This window comes from Pseudomonas sp. NFACC45 (genome assembly GCF_900113505.1).
GTDB lineage: Bacteria > Pseudomonadota > Gammaproteobacteria > Pseudomonadales > Pseudomonadaceae > Aquipseudomonas > Aquipseudomonas tehranensis.
Window position 1 is genome coordinate 20,456 of record NZ_FOPO01000009.1, and the last position, 19,388, is coordinate 39,843.

Annotated in this window: 20 protein-coding genes and 1 riboswitch; of the genes, 5 read left to right on the plus strand and 15 right to left on the minus strand. The window is 61.7% G+C overall.

What is annotated here, in order from left to right; translation table 11 throughout:
* Positions 1-45: 45 nt before the first annotated feature.
* Both rmuC and BM132_RS17225 read right to left on the minus strand, forming a co-directional pair.
* Complete coding sequence (gene rmuC / locus BM132_RS17220) at positions 46-1,401, minus strand: DNA recombination protein RmuC (RefSeq protein WP_177193390.1); 1,356 nt, start codon at positions 1,399-1,401, stop codon at positions 46-48.
* Between the two features lie 205 nt (positions 1,402-1,606).
* Positions 1,607-1,930 carry an SEL1-like repeat protein gene (locus BM132_RS17225; protein ID WP_092402786.1) on the minus strand — a complete coding sequence of 108 codons (324 nt, stop codon included), beginning with the start codon at positions 1,928-1,930 and terminating at the stop codon, positions 1,607-1,609.
* A gap of 966 nt (positions 1,931-2,896) precedes the next feature.
* Here BM132_RS17225 and BM132_RS17235 point away from each other — a divergent pair.
* From BM132_RS17235 to BM132_RS17245, 3 genes are all read left to right on the plus strand, one after another.
* Positions 2,897-3,121, plus strand: coding sequence for a hypothetical protein (locus tag BM132_RS17235; RefSeq protein ID WP_007898912.1), 225 nt, complete (start codon positions 2,897-2,899; stop codon positions 3,119-3,121).
* Positions 3,122-3,397: 276 nt separating this feature from the next.
* Positions 3,398-3,880 carry a hypothetical protein gene (locus tag BM132_RS17240; RefSeq protein ID WP_092457169.1) on the plus strand — a complete coding sequence of 161 codons (483 nt, stop codon included), beginning with the start codon at positions 3,398-3,400 and terminating at the stop codon, positions 3,878-3,880.
* A 144-nt stretch (positions 3,881-4,024) separates the two neighbouring features.
* On the plus strand, positions 4,025-5,308 hold the full coding sequence (locus BM132_RS17245; RefSeq protein WP_092457173.1) for an OmpP1/FadL family transporter: 1,284 nt from the start codon (positions 4,025-4,027) through the stop codon (positions 5,306-5,308).
* A gap of 89 nt (positions 5,309-5,397) precedes the next feature.
* On the opposite strand, the gene BM132_RS17250 is transcribed toward BM132_RS17245, so the two are convergent.
* The 13 genes from BM132_RS17250 to cobO all read right to left on the minus strand — a co-directional run bounded on the left by BM132_RS17250 (position 5,398) and on the right by cobO (position 16,906).
* Entirely contained in the window at positions 5,398-5,949 is a 552-nt protein-coding gene (locus tag BM132_RS17250) for a glutathione peroxidase (RefSeq protein WP_092402780.1), read from the minus strand.
* 183 nt (positions 5,950-6,132) lie between these two features.
* Positions 6,133-7,341, minus strand: a complete 1,209-nt coding sequence (locus BM132_RS17255; protein WP_092402778.1) for an MFS transporter — start codon at positions 7,339-7,341, stop codon at positions 6,133-6,135.
* 51 nt (positions 7,342-7,392) lie between these two features.
* Complete coding sequence (locus tag BM132_RS17260) at positions 7,393-7,797, minus strand: MarR family winged helix-turn-helix transcriptional regulator (RefSeq protein WP_092402776.1); 405 nt, start codon at positions 7,795-7,797, stop codon at positions 7,393-7,395.
* Positions 7,798-7,883: 86 nt separating this feature from the next.
* Complete coding sequence (locus BM132_RS17265) at positions 7,884-8,621, minus strand: adenosylcobinamide-GDP ribazoletransferase (protein WP_092457176.1); 738 nt, start codon at positions 8,619-8,621, stop codon at positions 7,884-7,886.
* 2 nt (positions 8,622-8,623) lie between these two features.
* Positions 8,624-9,199: an alpha-ribazole phosphatase family protein gene (gene cobC, locus BM132_RS17270; RefSeq protein ID WP_092402772.1), complete on the minus strand. Its 576-nt coding sequence runs from the start codon at positions 9,197-9,199 to the stop codon at positions 8,624-8,626.
* The gene (gene cobT, locus BM132_RS17275) at positions 9,196-10,251 is read right to left on the minus strand and encodes a nicotinate-nucleotide--dimethylbenzimidazole phosphoribosyltransferase (protein ID WP_092402770.1); all 1,056 of its coding nucleotides are present in this window, start codon (positions 10,249-10,251) and stop codon (positions 9,196-9,198) included. The genes cobC and cobT overlap by 4 nt, the downstream gene beginning before the upstream one ends.
* On the minus strand, positions 10,248-10,769 hold the full coding sequence (gene cobU / locus BM132_RS17280; RefSeq protein WP_092402866.1) for a bifunctional adenosylcobinamide kinase/adenosylcobinamide-phosphate guanylyltransferase: 522 nt from the start codon (positions 10,767-10,769) through the stop codon (positions 10,248-10,250). The genes cobT and cobU overlap by 4 nt, the downstream gene beginning before the upstream one ends.
* A 131-nt stretch (positions 10,770-10,900) precedes the next feature.
* On the minus strand, positions 10,901-12,352 hold the full coding sequence (locus tag BM132_RS17285; RefSeq protein WP_092457179.1) for a cobyric acid synthase: 1,452 nt from the start codon (positions 12,350-12,352) through the stop codon (positions 10,901-10,903).
* Positions 12,349-13,341, minus strand: a complete 993-nt coding sequence (gene cobD / locus BM132_RS17290) for a threonine-phosphate decarboxylase CobD (protein ID WP_092457181.1) — start codon at positions 13,339-13,341, stop codon at positions 12,349-12,351. Before cobD ends, BM132_RS17285 begins: the two co-directional genes overlap by 4 nt.
* Positions 13,334-14,242 carry an adenosylcobinamide-phosphate synthase CbiB gene (gene cbiB, locus BM132_RS17295; RefSeq protein ID WP_092457184.1) on the minus strand — a complete coding sequence of 303 codons (909 nt, stop codon included), beginning with the start codon at positions 14,240-14,242 and terminating at the stop codon, positions 13,334-13,336. The genes cobD and cbiB overlap by 8 nt, the downstream gene beginning before the upstream one ends.
* A complete protein-coding gene (bluB, locus tag BM132_RS17300) occupies positions 14,239-14,889 on the minus strand; it encodes a 5,6-dimethylbenzimidazole synthase (protein WP_092457187.1) in 651 nt (216 codons plus the stop codon). The genes cbiB and bluB overlap by 4 nt, the downstream gene beginning before the upstream one ends.
* Positions 14,886-16,298, minus strand: a complete 1,413-nt coding sequence (locus tag BM132_RS17305) for a cobyrinic acid a,c-diamide synthase CobB (protein WP_092457190.1) — start codon at positions 16,296-16,298, stop codon at positions 14,886-14,888. The genes bluB and BM132_RS17305 overlap by 4 nt, the downstream gene beginning before the upstream one ends.
* Positions 16,295-16,906 (minus strand): cob(I)yrinic acid a,c-diamide adenosyltransferase, encoded by a 612-nt coding sequence (gene cobO, locus BM132_RS17310; RefSeq protein WP_092402758.1) that lies wholly within the window; start codon positions 16,904-16,906, stop codon positions 16,295-16,297. Before cobO ends, BM132_RS17305 begins: the two co-directional genes overlap by 4 nt.
* Positions 16,907-16,983: 77 nt before the next feature.
* Positions 16,984-17,223, minus strand: a riboswitch (cobalamin riboswitch).
* A gap of 159 nt (positions 17,224-17,382) precedes the next feature.
* On the opposite strand from cobO, the gene BM132_RS17315 reads away from it, so the two are divergent.
* Positions 17,383-17,967, plus strand: coding sequence for a hypothetical protein (locus BM132_RS17315; RefSeq protein WP_092457193.1), 585 nt, complete (start codon positions 17,383-17,385; stop codon positions 17,965-17,967).
* 67 nt (positions 17,968-18,034) lie between these two features.
* Positions 18,035-19,345, plus strand: coding sequence for a PQQ-dependent sugar dehydrogenase (locus BM132_RS17320; RefSeq protein ID WP_092457196.1), 1,311 nt, complete (start codon positions 18,035-18,037; stop codon positions 19,343-19,345).
* Positions 19,346-19,388: the final 43 nt, after the last annotated feature.

Consider the following 19,388-nt stretch of genomic DNA (forward strand, 5'->3'; position numbering starts at 1 on the left):
AAGCACGCGCCCTGCCACCGGTGTTGCATCGAGCCAGGGCGTGCGTCACTCCTGGCTTTTTGCAGTTTCTTCGGGCAACTCTGGCAACCCATCGACATCCGTCATGGCCCGTTCGAGCAGTTCGGCTGGCAGGCTTTTGCTGGCCCGGGCGCCAAGCAATTTGAGTTGTTCGCTGCGGCTGATCAGGTTGCCGCGCCCTTCTGTCAGTTTGTTGCGCGCAGCACTGTAGGCTTTGTCCAGTTGCTGCAAACGGCTGCCAATTTCGTCCAGGTCCTGGATGAACAGTACGAACTTGTCGTACAGCCACCCTGCCCGCTCGGCGATTTCCCGGGCGTTCTGACTTTGACGTTCCTGTTTCCACAAACTGTCGATCACCCGCAACGTCGCCAATAGCGTCGTTGGGCTGACGATCACGATGTTGCGGTCGAAGGCTTCCTGGAACAGCGTCGGTTCGGCTTGCAGCGCGGCAGAAAATGCGGCCTCGATCGGTACGAACAACAACACGAAATCCAGGCTGTGCAAACCATCCAGGCGCTTGTAATCCTTGCCGGCCAGACCTTTGACGTGGGCCCGCAAGGACACCACGTGCTGCTTGAGAGCAAGTTGGCCGATGCTGTCGTCTTCGGCGGCCACGTATTGTTGATAGGCCGTGAGACTGACCTTGGAATCCACCACCACCTGCTTGTCGCCGGGCAGGTAAATCAGCACGTCCGGCTGGAACCGTTCGCCGTCCGGGCCCTTGAGGCTGACCTGGGTCTGATACTCGCGGCCCTTCTCCAGGCCGGCGTGCTCGAGCACCCGCTCCAGAATCAGTTCGCCCCAGTTACCCTGGGTCTTCTGGCCTTTGAGGGCACGAGTCAGGTTGGTCGCTTCATCGCTCAGGCGCAGGTTCAGCTGTTGCAGCCGCTCCAACTCCTTGCCCAGGGAGAAGCGTTCCCGCGCCTCGGCTTGATAGCTTTCCTCGACACGTTTTTCAAAGGATTGGATGCGCTCCTTGAGCGGGTCGAGCAACTGCCCCAGCCGCTGCTGGCTGGTTTCCGCGAAGCGTTGCTCACGTTCATCGAAGATTTTTCCTGCAAGCTCGGCGAACTGTGCCCGCAACTCGTCTCGCGAACCTTGCAGATCGTCCAGACGTTGCTGATGACTTTCCTGTTGCTCACGCAGTTCGGCATGCAACGAAGCCGCCTGGGCATCAAGACGCCGCAGTTCCGCTTCTTTTGCGGCGCGCTCCAGGTTCCAGGCGTGGGCCGCGTCTCGGGCATTATCGCGTTCGATCTGCAGCAACTCGACTTCGCGACAAGCGGCGGCAAGCTCGGCTTGCCGGGCGGCGTTGGCCTGGCCCAGGTCGCTGATTTCATCGCGGCACGCATCGAGCTGAGCGTTCAAGCCGTCGTGGGCCATGTGGGCGGTGGCCAGACGCTCCTCCAGTAACGCGAGTTCGGTTTGCGCGGCGCTGGCCTGGCGTTGCAGGTGCCAGGCCAGGGCGAGCAGCGGCACCGCAGCACCCGCCAGGCCAAACAACAGGCTGGTCAAATCCATAGCCATGACAATTCCCGCCGATGAAATAAAACCCGCAGGTTAACCAAGCGGCCAGGGGATGCCCAGCTCAGTCTTCGATTTCACCCAGCGCCTGGCGCGCACGATGATCCCCGGCCCTGGCAGCCTGACGCAGCAGATCCTGGCCGATACGACGATCGCGCGCGTTCCCGCATTCACGGCACATCAACTGACCGAGGCGACTTTGCGCAGCCACCACGCCTTCCCGGGCGGGTTGCTTGAGTAAACGGCCGGCCAAGTGTTTGACACTGGTGTTTTCCCCAAGGCGCGGACTGTCGAGCAGCCATTCGGCCACGCGCATGGAAATGCGTTTGGGTGGGGTAACACCGGAGGGTGCGGAGGTAACAGGATTTGATACTGAGCGAAACTTCATAAAGCACTGTGGGACAGATCAGGAAGGCGCGCCACTCTACTCCTTTTTTCGCACGGGTAAAGTCGAAAAAATCCGGCACGCCCGTGCTAGAGCAAGCGCTTGGGACAATCCACAGAAGCTGTGGATAACTCAGTGGACAACCCCCCCTGAAGTCGCCGTAAGCCCTGTGGAACGGGGCCTGCGCTCAAACTGACGATTTTTTCACCAGTAAAAAAAAGCGATGTTTTTCATTGACTTAAATTTTGGATACAGGCACCCACCCCAGATTGTTTCCACATGACAATACGGTGACAACCACCGGATCGAGTGTGCACAAGTAACACGCCAACCGGTTATATCGCTGCGCCGTTTTGGCGCATTTGTGCGGTAAAACCTGGGGATAACCTGACGACGTGCGGGTCGTTGTCCATTGGCTGAGCGCAAAACCATTGATCGGTTCCTGTGCTATGGCCGCCCCCCCTATGGGCAGACAAACGATCAGGCAGCGGCCAGGAAGATCTTTTTTGCCCATCGTCCTTCCCTTCGACCACTCGATCCGTTACTATCCGCGGCGTTAGTACCAAGCTGAAAGTCAATTCCGGGTCGAATACATCTCCACGGTCAGCCTTCTTCAAGAGAAGCCTCACCGAGAAAAAGAGACCGACCCCCTCGATGGTTTCCAGGTAATTCTTGCGTCAACACTGCCTTTGATCGATTGCAAAGGGTGTTGCCAGACTCGTTACTCTGACCGAACCAGCCTGCAAAATTGATCAGGATCTTCACCCCGGGCCCAGAACCTTTGCCCTTGATGTGCTGCCTGCCCTCCTAAGTACCTACCTGCCAGCCCAAGCGCGCACTTTATATAGCGCTCAAACTGGCTGCTTTGTTCCAGTCGGGTTCTTCGTTCGACCAATGGTGGTCGACGTTACTGGAACGTTTTAACGTTGCACGGTTCTTAACCGTGTCATTTGTAGGAACACCCATAACATGTCTACTCAAATCCATACACAGGATGCCATCCGCACCCTAACCAACGCTTTTGCCCCAATGAACTGCCTGATCATGGCCGCTCGCAAAGGCTGCTTCAGCTTCACGCTGGTCAACGAACATGGCATCGCCCGTCACAGCGAACGCCTGTACCCCGATCAGTACTCCAGCGCCGAACCGCTGCAGGCCGTGATCGAGCGTACCCGTCAGGCACTGGTTGCCTGATACGCCGCAAAGGCTGAAACCCTAAGGCCCCGCCCCAAAAGCGGGGTTTTTTATTGCCCAAATTTTCTCGATAAAGCGCAACGGCTTAAGCACTGGGGGATATAACGGTTATAACCGTTCGGCGAAGATGTTTTAAAAACAGTCCTTTACAGCGGGAATATGACACTACACTTCAAGTCAAGCGGCATGATCCGCTTCCGGCGGAGCCTGAACCGAACCACTGCTGCCAAGCCCACACCTATTCAGGCTCTGCCCATTTCACGTTTCGAGGGTTTTATGGGTATCGCTGCCAGCGAACTGTGTCGATATGTGATCCGCCCGACGCTCCTGTACCTGGAGCGCCACAGTGCAACGGCGGAATCCTTGTTGCTGGGGATTGCCGCCAGCCAGTCCGCCCTGGGATCAGCCCTGCATGACCGTCGCGGGCACGGCTTGTACCGCATTCCCGAACCTCGCCACCGGGCGCTCTGGGACCATTACCTGGCGCTCGACCCGGAACGAGCCAGCCTGGTGCGAGGCCTGGCCAGCCAGCACGCTTTTCTCAGCGGCCCGCACCTGGAATTGACCGTCAATCTGCGTTACGCCACCGCCATTGCCTGGCTTTTGGTGGAGGAACAGAACCTCGCGCTTCCTGAAGCCGATGACCTGGTAGGCATGGCCCGAATCTGGCGCCAGACATTTCATCCTCAAGGGCGCCTGCGGGATTTCACCTGCGCCTGGCAAAGTTGTGTTTCGCCGCTGAATCAGGTCGCCTGCTAAGGTGAGATCTGGAAAGTTCCTGCAACAGTCGCGAATCTGGTCTGATTGTCCTACAAAACCGCTCTAAATCAAGCCATACAGCCTATAGCGCTTACACGAAAATGTTGGTAATTTTCGCCCCGGTGATCACCTGGAGTTCTAACAATGAAAAAAATGATGCTCAAAACCACCCTTGGCCTTGCCGTTACCTTGGCATCCACGCAGATTTTCGCCAGTGGCTTTGCCTTGAACGAACAAAGCATCAGTGGCATGGGCACCGGTTTCGCTGGGCGTTCTTCCTCTGCCGATGATGCAAGCACTGTGTTTGGCAACCCGGCCGGCATGTCGCGCCTCAAGCGCCAGCAAGTGACGGGCGGTTTGGCCGCTATCGACGCGTCCACCGACATCAACGACGCCAGCGGTAGCCAATCGGGCACCAACAAGGGCGACATGGTGCCGCTCACTGCCGTTCCGATGGGCTACTACGTCAAGCCTATCGATGATCAATGGGCTTTCGGCCTGGGTGTATACGCACCGTTCGGCCTGATCACCGATTACGAAAGCAGCTTCCAGGGTCGCAACTTCGGCAGCAAGAGCGAAGTGAAAGTCGTCGCCTTCCAGCCAACCGTCAGCTACGCCTTCAACGACAAGGTGTCGATCGGTTTCGGCCCGACCATCAACCATATTTCCGGTGCACTGGAATCGACTCTGACCACGCCGCTTTCACCGAACGATGGCGACGTGAAGATCAAGGGCGACGACATTGGCTATGGCTACAATATCGGCGTGCTGGTCCAGGCGACAGACACCACTCGTGTTGGCCTGACCTACCATTCCAAGGTCAAGTACAAGCTTGAAGGCCACACCAAGGTGAGCCCAGGGGCCGGTACTCCCGCCGGATTCCTGAATGGCGCGCGCTATGACGCTTCGCTGGACATCACGACACCAGAATCGGTGGACTTTTCGGTCACCCAGCAACTCAACGATGCCTGGACCCTTTATGCCGGCAGCACCTGGACTCGCTGGAGCCGCCTGAAAGAAATCACCGTGAACAACGAAGGCGTCACGCCTGCAAACGGTGGCGCGTTGGCCCCTGCGTTCCTTGGCACCATTACCGAGGAACAGAACTGGCACGACACCTGGGCCTACGCCATCGGCACGTCCTACCAGTTGAACAAGCAGTGGGTGCTGCGTACTGGCCTGACCTTCGACCAGTCGCCTACCAACAACATCGACCGCTCGCCACGCATTCCTACCGGCGACCGGACCATCTTCAGCGTGGGTGCCGGTTGGAGCCCGACCGAAGACCTGACCATCGACGTGGCGTATTCCTACCTCAAGGAAGAGAAAGTCAGCGTCAATCACAGCAACGCTCTGGGCCAGTCCTACAACGCTGAATACGAAAACAGTGCAAACGGCTTCGGTGTTGGTGCAACCTACCGCTTCTGATGATTCACGGCGGGCCTGAATCCCTCGCCATCTGAAGCGAAAAAAGCCCCGCGCTCTGCAAAGAGGCGGGGCTTTTTCGTGACTGGTGATCAGGGTCGGGAGGCGATAGCCGCTTCTACCGCCTTGATGAAGTCGGGATCATCAGGCTTGGTCCGACTGGAAAAACTGGCGACAACCTTGCCCTGGCGGTCCACGACGTATTTATAGAAATTCCATTTTGGCGCACCGGACTGTTCGGCCAGATGCCTGAACAGCGGGATGGCGTCCGCGCCGCGTACCGGCTGGGGCTCGGTCATGGTGAAGGTCACGCCGTAATTGACGTAGCAGACCTTGGCCGTCTCTTCGCCGTCCTTGGACTCCTGTTTGAAATCATTGGACGGCACTCCCAGCACTTGCAGACCGTCGCCCTTATAGCGCTGGTTAAGTGCCTCAAGACCTTTGAACTGAGGGGCGAAACCGCAGAAGCTGGCAGTGTTGACCACCACCAGCGGCTGGCCGGCGAAACGCTGGCACAGATCGATGTTTTCCTTGGCCCGCAACTTGGGCAGCGAGCCCTCCAGCATGGGTGGGCAGTCAGCGGCCCATGCGTGCCCGGTCAAAGCCAGCAGCAGTGCGGGTACAGCAAGCCTGCGCATCAGCATGTCGCAATCTCCTTGAAAGCACGTCAGACCACGACGTTACTCCCCCGTACCCGGCGCCGTCCACCGCTCAGCAGGTGCCCATGCCCAGTTGCATCAACGCCAGCCCGCCCTGATGCCACCCCCACCAGGCGATCACCAGCAGCAGGCCGGCACCGGCCGCAATCAACCATGGGCCTACGCGGCTCATGCCGCACCTGCCTGAACTTGCAGCCGTGCCACCGGACGCTCACGCACGGGCCAGTTCAACGCCGCCGCCAGCAGACTGAGCAGGATCGACACCTGCCAGATCAAGTCATAACTGCCAGTTCGGTCGTACACCACACCACCCAGCCAGCCCCCCAGGAACGAACCCAACTGGTGAAACAGGAACACGATCCCACCCAACATCGAGAGATTTCGTACACCAAACAAGGTCGCTACCGTGCCGTTGGTCAAAGGCACCGTCGACAGCCACAAAAAGCCCATCGCCATCCCGAACAGATAAGCCGTGGTCGTCGTCACCGGCAACCACAGGAACAAGCCAATCACCACCGCCCGCAACAGGTATAACCCGGTCAGCAAGCGCGGCTTGGACATCCGACCGCCCAACCAGCCTGCGGTGTAAGTGCCGAAGATATTGAACAGGCCAACCAAGGCCAGCACGGTCGTGCCGACGCTGGCCGCCAGGTGCTGGTCCACCAGATAGGCCGGCAAATGCACACCAATGAATACCACTTGGAAGCCACAGACAAAAAAGCCCACCGCCAGCAACCAGAATCCGGAGTGGCTGCACGCCTCGCGCAGCGCTTCGGACAAGGTTTGCTCATGACCGGTCAGCGGTGCAGGGGCGTCCTTGAGCATGCCCACCAGCGGCACGATCAGCGCCACCAGCAGCCCTAGCGCCAACAGCGCGGCAGACCAGCCGAGCCAGCCAATCAGCCCCAGTGTGCCCGGCAACATGGCGAACTGGCCAAAGGAGCCGGCAGCACTGGCGATGCCCATGCCCATGCTGCGTTTTTCCGGCGGCACGGCACGCCCGACCACGCCGAGGATCACCGAAAACGATGTGCCGGACAGGCCGATACCAATCAACAGACCCGCGCTCAATGAGAGCGACCATGGCGAGTCGGCCATGCCCATGAAGACCAGGCCTAGGGCGTAGAGCACACCACCGATGAGCACGACTTTCGCGGCACCGAAGCGGTCGGCCAGGGCCCCGGTAAAAGGTTGCGCCAGGCCCCAGATCAAGTTCTGCAAGGCGATGGCGAAGGCGAACACCTCGCGGCCCCAGCCAAACTCGGCACTCATGGGCGCCAGAAACAGCCCGAAGCCGTGCCGCACCCCCAGGGACAACGCCAGGATCAGCGCACCGCCCACCAGAACCCAACCACAGGTACGCCACATCGATGTCATTTTATTCTCCACTCGCGGGTATATACCCGCTTATCATCGAACGAACCGGCTTCACGCCAGTTCATCCAGCAAGGCCAGCAGTGTTGCGCGCTTTTCGGCGCCCAGCTTATCGATCAATCGTTGTTGCGCCGCTTCCCAGGCCGGCAACGCCGCCGCCAGCCGGGCATGCCCGGCTTCAGTGAGTTCGACAATGCGATTACGCAAGTCTTCACCTTCGGCCAGCGCCACCAGCCCCTCACCTTGCAGTACCCGCAGGTTGCGTCCCAGGGTGCTGCGGTCGAGGCCCATGGCCTCGGCCAGGGAAGAGATACTCGGTTGGTCCAGGCGCGCCAGGTTACTCAGCAAGGAATACTGGGCGACGTTGATCCCGAAGCCGTCGAGGGCGCCGTCGTAATACCTGCTGACGCCCCGAGCGGCGCGACGCAGGTTGATGCACAAACATTGGGAGGCAAGCATAGTGCGTGTATATACCCGCGATTAAATGAATGCAAATTTTAATTCAGGAAATTTCAAGCTGAATCCCCCCGCCAGACAGGTAGCGCTCAATTCAAGATCAGCACCAGCCCAACCAATACCCCCATTTCAAGCAGCTCCAGCAAGGCGCCTGCCGTATCCCCGGTACAACCTCCCAGCCTGCGCAACATCATCTGGCGCAAGCCGATAAATATCGCCAGGGCGATCAGCAGCGACGCTACCCCGCTCCAGCCCGCCACCAGCACGCATCCCACCGCGCAGGCCAGCAATACCTGCCAGCCCGCGTGGCGCGGCAGATGGTCGGCGAGCGCCTGCCCCAACCCGCCGGCCCGTACATAGGGCGTGGTCAGGAACAACCCCAGCAATGCGCCACGGCCCAACACCGGCACCAGGATCAATGCCAGGGTTTGCCGTTGCTCGATCAGCGCCAGCAATGCGGCGAATTTGAGCAACAGCACCAACACCAGCGTAATCACCGCGATCGGCCCGCTGCGGGGGTCTTTCATGATCAGCAGCGTGCGCTCGCGATCGCCAAAGCCGCCGAGCCAGGCATCCGCGCTGTCGGCCAGGCCATCCAGGTGTAGGCCGCCGCTAAGCAGCACCCACGCGGTCAGCAACAGGGCGCCATGGAGCAGCAGCGGCGTGCCAAGCAACATGGCATCAAGCCCCCACAACAAGCCACCGAACAACAGCCCTACCAGCGGATAGCACAGCAACGAACGCCCCAACTGCGCCGGCTCCGGCATGCCCGACAAGCGAACCGGCAGGCTGCTCAGGAACTGCAAGGCGATCCAGAACGGCAACATGGTCAGACCGCCTCTTTGAGCACTGGACCAGATTGGACGCGAAGTGAAAACAACGCGCCATGGCCGACTTCGACATTGAGCAACTGTTCGCGCGGCAAACCCCGGGCCTGGGCCAGCAGCAAGCGCATAACGCCGCCATGACTGACCAGCAACACGCGCTCCCCAGCATACGCAACTGTCAGGCGTTCAACCGCCGCCAGGACCCGCTTCGAAAACTCCAGCACCGGCTCGCCGCCCGGTGGAGTGAATGCGTAGGGATCGGCCCAAAAGCGGCCCAGCGCCTCGGCGTCGGTGTCCATCAACGCCGCCGCGCTGCAGCCTTCCCAGGCGCCGAAATGCAGCTCCTGCAGATCCTTGTCCAGGTGCACCGGTAAATCGAGCCGGACGCCAAGTTGCTCAGTGAAACGGGCGCAACGCTGCAACGGTGAACTCACCAGCCGATCCCAGGGCCCGCCCGCCGCGACCGCCTCGCGCATCTGCTCCCAGCCCTTGTCCGTCAAGGCATCGTCGAGGCTGCCACGCAGCCCGCCGCCCAGTTCGGTCTCGCCGTGGCGCAGCAGGTCCAGGTGCAAAGTCATGCTGGGCGATCCGCCACAGCCGCTTCGGCAAAGGTCGCCATCTGCCCGTGAAGATCACACGCCAGGCGCAACAGCGGCACCGCCAACGCCGCACCACTGCCCTCACCCAGGCGCAGGCCCAGGTCAAGGAGCGGCTCAGCGCCGAGGGTTTCCAGAACGTGCCGATGCCCAGGCTCAGCACCGCGATGGCCGAACAACAGCCATTGCCTGCATTGAGGATTGAGACGCACCGCCACCAGTGCTGCGACGCTGCAGATGAAACCATCCACCAGCACCGCAACGCCCTGCTGGGCGCAGGCCAGATACGCGCCAGCCAACGCTGCGATTTCAAACCCGCCCAGGTTGAACAGTGTTTGCAGTGGATCGTTGCGCTGTGCGCCGTGCAACGCCAGGGCGCGTTCGATGACTTGAGCCTTGCGGCTGACACCCGCGGCGTCCAGCCCGGTGCCCGGCCCGACCAGGTGAGTCACCGGGCAGTCAAGCAAGGCACAGGCCAGGGCACTGGCCGCCGTGGTGTTGCCGATACCCATTTCTCCGCCGATAAACAGCTGCGTTCCGGCGGCGACAGCGCGCAGCGCACTGTCACGCCCGGCCAGCAATGCCTGCTCGCCTTGGGTCACGGTCATCGCCGGCCCCTGCACGAAATTCGCGGTACCCGGCCCCACGTTCAGATGCCGCACACCGGGTAGCGCCAGAGAAGGCGTCACAGTGCCCAGGTCAACCACTTCCAACGAGGCGCCCAGTTGCCGCGCCAATACACTGATCGCCGCGCCGCCGCTGACGAAGTTGAGGAGCATCTGCCCGGTGACCTCCTGGGGATAGGCCGATACGCCTTCGGCCACCACACCATGATCGCCGGCAAAGATCGCAATCCACAGTTGATCCAGTCCAGGTTTGACCTGCCCTTGCAAACCCGCCAGCTGCACCGCCACGGCTTCGAGCCGCCCCAGGGAGCCGGCCGGCTTGGTCAGTTGTTGCTGACGGACCGCGGCCTGCTCCAGGGCCTGGCTGTCGAGGGGCTTGCACGGGTCCAGCCACCAGCGATGATTCATAACGCAGTACCTTTGAGAGTCAGGGGCAGCCCGGCAACGGTCAGTACGACGCGCTGGCAACGTTCGGCCAAAGCTTGATGCAGCCAACCGGCTTCATCGACATAACGGCGAGTCAACTCGCCCAGCGGCACGACACCCATTCCGGTCTCGTTGCTGACAAAAATGATTTCGCCCGGCAGAGCCCCAACACACTCCAGTAGAGCATCACGCTCGGCGTGCAACTGCTCGGGGTTGTCGAGCATGAGCAGATTGGTCAGCCACAGGGTCAGGCAATCCACCAACAGGCATTGCCCTGAACCTGCGTTATCGCGCAGCACCCGCGCCAGGGCCAACGGTTCCTCCACCAGCGCCCATTCGGCCGGACGGCGAGCGCGGTGTTGGGTGACCCGTTCGTTCATCTCGCCATCCAGGGGTTGGCTGGTGGCGATGTAGGTGACGGGCAAGCGGGTGTCCGTGGCGAGCTTTTCGGCTAGGCGACTCTTGCCGGAGCGGGCGCCGCCGAGGATCAGTTGCAACATGTTTTTACCTTTCAAATAGGCGGTGTTGCTGCCGGCCTCATCGCGAGCAGGCTCGCTCCCACAGGGATTTATGTACACCGCAGATCCAGTGTGGGAGCGAGCCTGCTCGCGATGAGGTCAGTGCAGCCACCCTAGATTCCACAGAGTTCACGCAACAACCCCGTATCCAAATGCCGCTCCACCAGATCCGCCAACCGCTCGATGTCCCGCTCGCGCAAGCCGTGGTAGTCCACCGCCTGCACATTCTGCAACCCGGCCCAACGCAACAAGGCGCTACTGGCCGCCGGTGACTCGAACAGCCCATGCAGATAGGTGCCGAAAATCTGCCCATCCAGACTCTGGGCGCCGTCACAGCGACCGTCATCCAACTGCACCGCCGGGTTTTCCAATGCCGGGCCTGAGGTTACACCGGCATGGATTTCATACCCGCTGACCTCGGCCTCTTCCAAGGCCAGTCGTCCGCGCACATTGCGCAACTGTTTCTCGTGTTCCAGGGTCGTCTCGAAGGCCAGCAAGCCCAGCCCGGTGCTGGAACCCGCGGCCCCTTCCAGCCCCAGCGGATCGTGGACCTGCAGGCCGAGCATCTGCAAACCACCGCAGATTCCCAGCAATTTGCCGCCATAACGCAGGTGACGCTGGATGGCCGTCTCCCAACCGTTGGCACGCAGGTAGGCCAGGTCACTGCGCACGCTCTTTGAACCCGGCAGGATGATCAAGTCAGCCGCAGGAATCGGCTGGCCCGGGCCGATGAATTGCAGGTCGACCTGCGGATGCAGGCGCAGCGGATCGAAATCGGTGTGGTTGCTGATGCGCGGCAATACCGGCACCACCACCTTGAGCACCTGCTCGGCCTTGTCGGCCTGGCGTTGATCGAGACCGTCCTCGGCTTCCAGATGCAGGTCCATCACGTAGGGCAACACGCCAACCACCGGTTTGCCGGTGCGCGCCTCAAGCCAGTCCAGGCCCGGTTGCAGCAAGGCGATGTCGCCGCGAAAACGGTTGATGATGAAGCCCTTGACCCGCGCCTGTTCGCTGGGCGAAAGCAGCTCCAGGGTACCCACAAGGTGGGCGAATACGCCGCCGCGATTGATATCGGCAATCAGCAGCACCGGACAGTCCACCGCCTCGGCAAAGCCCATGTTGGCAATGTCACCGGCGCGCAGATTGATCTCCGCCGGGGACCCCGCGCCCTCCACCATCACCACCGGATACGCCGCGCTCAAACGTTCGTGGGAGGCCAGCACCGCTTGCATCGCGATGGCTTTGTAATCGTGATAGGCCACCGCATTCATGGTGGTGACGGCGCGGCCATGGATGATGACCTGGGCGCCGGTGTCGCTGTTGGGCTTGAGCAGCACCGGGTTCATGTCGGTATGCGGTTCCAGACCAGCCGCCTGGGCCTGCACGGCCTGGGCACGGCCGATTTCGCCGCCATCGGCCGTTACCGCGCTGTTGAGTGCCATGTTCTGTGGTTTGAACGGAACCACGCTCACACCCTGACGCCTGACCCAGCGGCACAACGCCGTGACGAGAGTGCTTTTGCCGGCATCGGACGTGGTGCCCTGCACCATTACAGTGGTCATTGAATGTCCTTGGCGTAGGCCTCGAAAGCTTGTTCGAGGCGCAGGAACTCACCGTCATCGGCCGGCAACCCAAAGCGCAGGCTGCTGTTATGGGTAAACAACCGCAGAAGAATGCCGCGCAGGGCCATGAAATCGTAAAGTGCCTGGGCGTGTTCAGTGACCAGCCATTGAAACAACCCGCAGCCGCCCTGAGGCTTGAAGCCGTGGCGTTCGAGCGTCAGCGCCAGGCGCTGACTGGTGTCCTCGCAGCGTTGGCGCTGGCGGGCGTGGGCGTCGGTATCCAGCAGGCACGCCTGGCCCACCACTCGGGTCGGCCCGCTGACGGCCCACGGCCCGACTTGTTCGGCGAGCAACTTGAGCAAGTGGCGCTCGGCCAATACAAATCCCAGGCGAACCCCGGCCAGGCCAAAAAACTTGCCAAACGAACGCAGCACGATCAACCCGACCTGATGAGCATGGGCGGCCAGGCTCAGTTGTGGCGTGACATCCATGAACGCTTCATCCACCACCAGCCAGCCACCGCGCTGGGCCAGTCGGGCATGCCAGTCCAGCAAGCGCTCGGGGCTCAACTGCAAGCCCGTGGGGTTGTTCGGGTTAACCACCACCAGCACGTCAAGACTGTCGAGGAAGAAGTCCACTTCCGGCTCCAGCACTTCGCGCACGATGTAGCCACTGCGGCGCCAGGCTTCGGCGTGTTCGGCGTAACAGGGTGAGAGGACGCCGACCTTGCCAGCACGGCGCAGGCGCGGTAACAGTTGGATGGCCATCTGCGAACCCGCCACCGGCAGCACATGCATGGCGCCGTAATAATCGCAGGCGGCCTGTTCCAACCCGTCATCGGTCTCGGGCAGGCGTGCCCAGGCCCGTGGTGCAATCGCCGGCACGTCGAACGGCCAGGGCGCCAGGCCGCTGGACAGATCCAGCCAGTGCGCCTCGGCAATCCCGTATTGCCTGGCCGCGTTGCGCAGGCGTCCACCGTGCTCAAGCATAAAACTCAGCTCCCAGGCAGAGAATCAGCAACCACAACCATACGCCACGCTGGACCAGTTGCCAGCCGCGATCAATGGCCTCGGCGTTCGCCGGGGCGCCTTCACCCAAGGGCGGACGTTGATGCAATTGGCCGTGATACACCGCCGCGCCACCCAGTTCGACCCCCAGTGCGCCCGCGCCGGCGGCCATCACGGGCCCAGCATTGGGACTGTCCCAGGTCGGGCCCTGGGTGCGCCAACACTTGAGCGCCAGACGGGTTTTCCCAAGCACGGCGTAAGTCAGCGCCACCAGGCGCGCCGGAATATAGTTGAGCCCATCATCGATCTTGGCCGCCGCCCAACCGAAACGCTCAAAGCGCTCGTTGCGGTAGCCCCACATGGCGTCGAGGGTATTGCTCAGGCGATACAACACCACACCCGGCGCGCCCGCGACGGCGAACCAGAACAGCGCGGCGAACACCGCGTCACTGCCGTTCTCCAGCACCGACTCAGTGGCGGCACGAGCGACGGCCGTCTCATCCAGTTCGGCGGTTTCGCGACTGACCAGGTAGCCGACCCGCCGACGCGCTTCGTCCAGATCCCCACCACGCAGTGCCCGGGCCACCGGCTCGACATGCTCCCCGAGGCTGCGCAGGCCGAGGGCGAGGTAGAGCGCCAGGATTTCCACCAGCCAGCCCACCAACGGCGCCCAGGACAGCGCCGTCACGAACAAGGTCAGCGGCACCACGGCGATGATCCACGCCGTCACGCCATGACTGCGCCAGCCACGCCCGCCGGAGTTGAAACGTTGTTCGATACGATCGGCAAAGCGACCGAAGGCCACCAGCGGATGCCCGCGTCGGGGTTCGCCCAACAGCGCATCCAGCGCCACTGCGGCGGCACTGAGCAACGCCACACTCATGGGCTGACTCCCCAATGGTTTTCGTAGAGCAATTCATCCAGCGCACGCGGCTGCGCCCAGCCTTCCAGGACGAGCATCGGTGCCGGGTAAAAACCCTCGACCGGCCCCAGGCACAATATTGCCAGCGGTTTGGCGCCGGCGGGCAGGCCCAACAGTTCGGCCAGGGCCTGGGGCTCGAACAGAGAAACCCAGCCCATCCCCAGCCCTTCGGCACGGGAGGCCAGCCACAGATTCTGGATCGCGCAGGACAACGAGGCCAGGTCCATTTCCGGCAGGGTTCGTCGACCGAAGACATAACGCTCGCGATCATCCATCAACGCCGCCACCAGCACTTCGGCACAGTCGTTGAGGCCTTCAACCTTGAGCTTCATGAACTCATCGCTGCGCTCACCCAGGGCCTCGGCGGTGCGGATGCGTTCCTGCTCCACCAGTTGACGGATTTGCCCACGCAAGGCGCGGTCGCTGATGCGAATGAACCGCCACGGCTGCATCAGCCCCACACTGGGGGCTTGATGCGCAGCTTCCAGCAGGCGGCGCAGCAACGCTGGCTCAACGGTGCCGCCGGTGAAGTGGCGCATGTCGCGGCGTTCGGCGATGGCCCGGTAGACGGCATCGCGTTCGGCCTGGGGGAAGGCGTTGTCGGTCATGGTCGCTTCGCGAGCAGGCTCGCTCCCACATCGGCGGGTGCTGTACTTGAGATCACGCGATCCCCTGTGGGAGCGGGCTTGCTCGCGAAGACGGTTTCAGGGTCAGGCGCAAACAGCCCGGCAATCGCCCTCGGATTCGACGGAAAATAGAAATGCACGTAGGAAGCCGTCATCCGTCCCTGCCGGAAAACCGCCTCCGCCCCGCGTCCGCCGTTAGGGCTATGGCCTCGGGCAATGGGCGCAAGCTCGGTGCTGGTCAGGGAATGATGATAGGTATGCCCGCGCAGGGTGCCTTCGGGTAACTCCACCGATTGCAGCGCCAGGGCCGCCAGACGCTTTTGCATCTGCGCGTCACCGGCCAGCAACCCAAGCAGCTCGGCGCGGGTGCCGTCCACATCCGTCAACGAGTCCAACAGATAAAGCATGCCGCCGCATTCAGCGAGCAAGGGTTTGCCTGCTTGATGGTGCGCGCGGATCGCTGCCAGCATCGGCGCGTTTTGCGCCAGCGCAACATGGTGCAGTTCCGGGTAACCACCGGGCAGATACAGGCTGTCCGCCTCCGGCAGTTCGCTGTCATGAATAGGTGAAAAGAAGCTCAGTTGCGCCCCCATGGCTCGCAGCAGATCCAGGCTCGCGCCATAGGTGAAGGCAAACGCTTCGTCCCGGGCCACAGCGATGCGCACACCTTCCAGCCACGGATGCGCGGCAATCACCGCTGGCGCGACGAATTCCACGGCGGGCGGCAACGCCACTTCACAACTGCCAGCCAAGGCATCGGCGGCGGCGTCGAGGCGCAGATCCAGATCATTCAACTCACTGGCCTGGACCAACCCAAGATGGCGGCTTGGCAGTTCGATGCCGGTTTCCCGCGACAAGGCGCCGTACCAGCGCAGGCCTTCGGTCAGGCTGCCTTCGAGCAACTGCGCATGACGCAAGGTGCCGACCCGATTGGCCAGCACCCCGGCGAAGGGCAAGTCCGGCTGATACCGCGCCAGCCCCAGGGCCAGGGCGCCGAAGGTCTGGGCCATGGCCGTGCCATCGATCACTGCCAGCACCGGCACGCCGAAGTGCCGGGCCAGATCGGCACTCGATGGCGTGCCATCGAACAACCCCATCACCCCTTCGATCAGAATCAAGTCGGCTTCGGCGGCGGCTTCCCACAACAAACGACGACTTTCCTGCTCGCCGACCATCCACATGTCCAGTTGGTAGACCGGTGCGCCGCTGGCCCGCTCAAGGATCATCGGGTCGAGAAAATCAGGCCCGCACTTGAAGACCCGCACCCTGCGCCCCTGCTTGCGGTGCAAGCGCGCCAGGGCCGCGGTGACGGTGGTTTTGCCTTGCCCGGAAGCAGGGGCGGCGATCAGCACCGCCGGGCAGTGACGACTTGCTAAAGAAACATCACTCACAGTTCGACGCCTTTCTGCGCCTTGATGCCGGCCTGGAACGCATGCTTGATCATGCCCATCTCGGTGACGGTGTCGGCCAGTTCGATCATCTCCGGCTTCGCGCCGCGACCGGTCACCACCACGTGCTGCATCGGCGGGCGGGCCTGCAGGTCGCTCAGGACCTGATCAAGGTCGAGGTAACCGTGCTTGAGGGCGATGTTGAGTTCATCGAGCACCACCAGGCCTATGGACGGATCGCTCAGCAATTGACGCGAGACCGCCCAGGCCGCCTCGGCAGCGGCGATGTCACGTTGGCGATCCTGGGTTTCCCAGGTGAAACCTTCGCCCATGACATGAAAGCGCACCTGTTCCGGGAAGCGGCGGAAAAACAGCTCCTCACCGGTACTGTTTCGGCCTTTGATGAATTGCACCACGCCGCATTGCATGCCATGCCCCATGGACCTGGCCAGCATGCCGAACGCCGAACTGCTCTTGCCCTTGCCGTTGCCGGTCAGCACCAGCAGCAAGCCGCATTCGTTGGGCGAGTTGGCAATGCGCTCGTCGATCACGGCTTTCTTGCGCAGCATGCGCGCCAGGTGGCGTTCGTCGCGATCGGGGGTCTGGGTCATGGGAGCTCTCCGTTGGGATTGGATAACGGCGGGCGGGCACAAAAAAGACGGCAACAAGCCTGGCATCGCCCACCGTGATGCCGTTGGATGAATCAGGCCGGTCTCCGGGCTCATGAGCGGCGTGATGCCGGGCTGCGCGCCTTCCCATGTCATATGGACACAGTGGCTGGTGACCCTGTGCAGGGCCAGGCGCAGCGTTGACTCATTTACCGTTGCGGGGGCAGCGCCGGGTTCGTATGCACTCACCGGCTTCCCTGTTTCACTCTGTCGACCCGACGATCGCCCGGTCACAGAGCACCTGAAACAAGCCGCGAAGGTTAGAGGGTTGGGGGTGGAGCGTCAATTAAAGCCGCCACAGGTTCAACAACGAACATTGGCCCTGATCAATAAAATGACGCCAATCTTGTGCCATGCTGCGGCAAGTGATATCAAATAGGCATCACGACCCGATATCACAATAACAAGGGGGCAAAAGCATGCAAGGCATGATCATCAGCAATCCAAAACTGGAATTCCTGCGCCCGGTGCTGGAACGCTGGTTTGACTGTATCGACCGTTACAACGCCGTGCGCGGCGATAACGACACACCTTACTGGTTCGATGAAAAAGCCAATCTTGGCTTGATGTCGGCCGCAGCCTGGATGGCCGAAATGGTCACGCTGCAGCACACCCCCACCCGCAAACAGAATGAAGAAGGCGAACGCAACGTCAGCGCCGACCTGTTCATCGCCAGCACCGAGGAGCGCGCTTTCATCCAGGCCACTCAACGCTGGCCGAAGGTCAAGAGTCTCAACCTCACTCAGCCGCTGCTCGACATCACCAGCGACGCCAAACGTATCAGTTACTCCAGTGACCTGCGATTGGGTTGCCTGTTCGTCGCACCGCAAAAGGCTCAGCAAAGCACCACGCCAGAAGAGCTGCAGGACATGATCGATGAACTGCAGAAGGAAAATACCTGCGCCGTGGCCTGGTACTTCCCTTATGCCTATCGCAAATTGCGCAATGAGGCCGGGCAGTATCATCCGGGCATCGCCGTGCTGCTCAAGCAGGCCAACGGCTGAACGGTTGAACCATCACGGGTCTAAGCTTCTCTATGAGTAACTACCATGCACTCATAGGGAAGCCCGCATGCTCAAGCCACCCCACCTTCTGATCGTCGCATTGGCCGCAGGGCTTGTTGCTTGCGGCGAGTCTTCCACGCTGCAGGTTTCCGACGGCACTGGCCCCTCGCCAAAACTGCCGGAACCGAACAAGACCCTGATCCCCACCGTCAACATTGCTGAAGCGGTCGGCTGGCCGGATGGCGCCAAGCCCACCCCCGCGCAGGGACTGCAAGTGGGCGCATTCGCCGAGGGGCTGGATCATCCGCGCTGGCTCTACGTGCTCCCCAACGGTGACGTGCTGGTGGCAGAAACCAACGCGCCGCCCAAACCGGACGACGCCAAAGGCATTCGTGGCTGGGTCATGGAGAAAGTCATGGGCCGCGCCGGCGCGGGAGTGCCCAGCCCCAATCGCATTACCCTGTTGCGTGATGCCAATCATGACGGCATCGCCGAAACCCGCACGGTCTTTCTGGAAAACCTCAATTCGCCGTTCGGCATGACGCTGGTGGGCAACGATCTCTACGTGGCCGACACCGACCGACTGATTCGCTTTCCCTATAAAGAGGGCGATACGCAAATCAAGGCGCAGCCGACCAAGGTCGTCGACCTGCCGGGTGGCACGCTCAACCACCACTGGACCAAAAACGTGATCGCCAGCCAGGACGGCAGCAAGCTGTACGTCACTACCGGTTCGAACAGCAATGTCGGGGAAAACGGCATGGAGGCCGAAGAAGGCCGCGCGGCCATCTGGGAAGTGGACCGCGCCAGCGGCAATCACCGCATCTTCGCCTCGGGCCTGCGCAACCCCAACGGCTTGGCCTGGGAGCCGCGCAGTGGCGCGCTATGGACCGCGGTGAATGAGCGCGATGAGATCGGCAGCGACCTGGTCCCGGACTACATCACCTCAGTCAAGGACGGCGCCTTCTATGGTTGGCCCTACAGCTATTACGGGCAGCACGTCGATAAGCGGGTCGAGCCACAAAAACCGGAACTGGTGGCCAAGGCCATCGCCCCGGATTACGCCGTCGGCCCCCACACCGCGTCACTGGGCCTGACGTTCGCCGAAGGCAGCACCTTGCCAGCGCCGTTTACCGAAGGGGCATTCATCGGGCAGCACGGCTCATGGAACCGTAAACCCCACAGCGGCTATAAAGTGATTTTCGTCCCCTTCAATGCCGGCAAGCCGGTGGGGCAACCGGTGGATGTGCTGACCGGTTTCCTGAATGCCGATGAAAAAGCCCAAGGCCGACCAGTGGGCGTGGTGATCGACAAGCAAGGCGGGCTGTTGGTGGCTGATGATGTGGGGAACAAGATTTGGCGGGTTTGGGCTAAATAACCGCTGAAGAAGCTGACCTGAACACTGGAACCTGTGGCGAGGG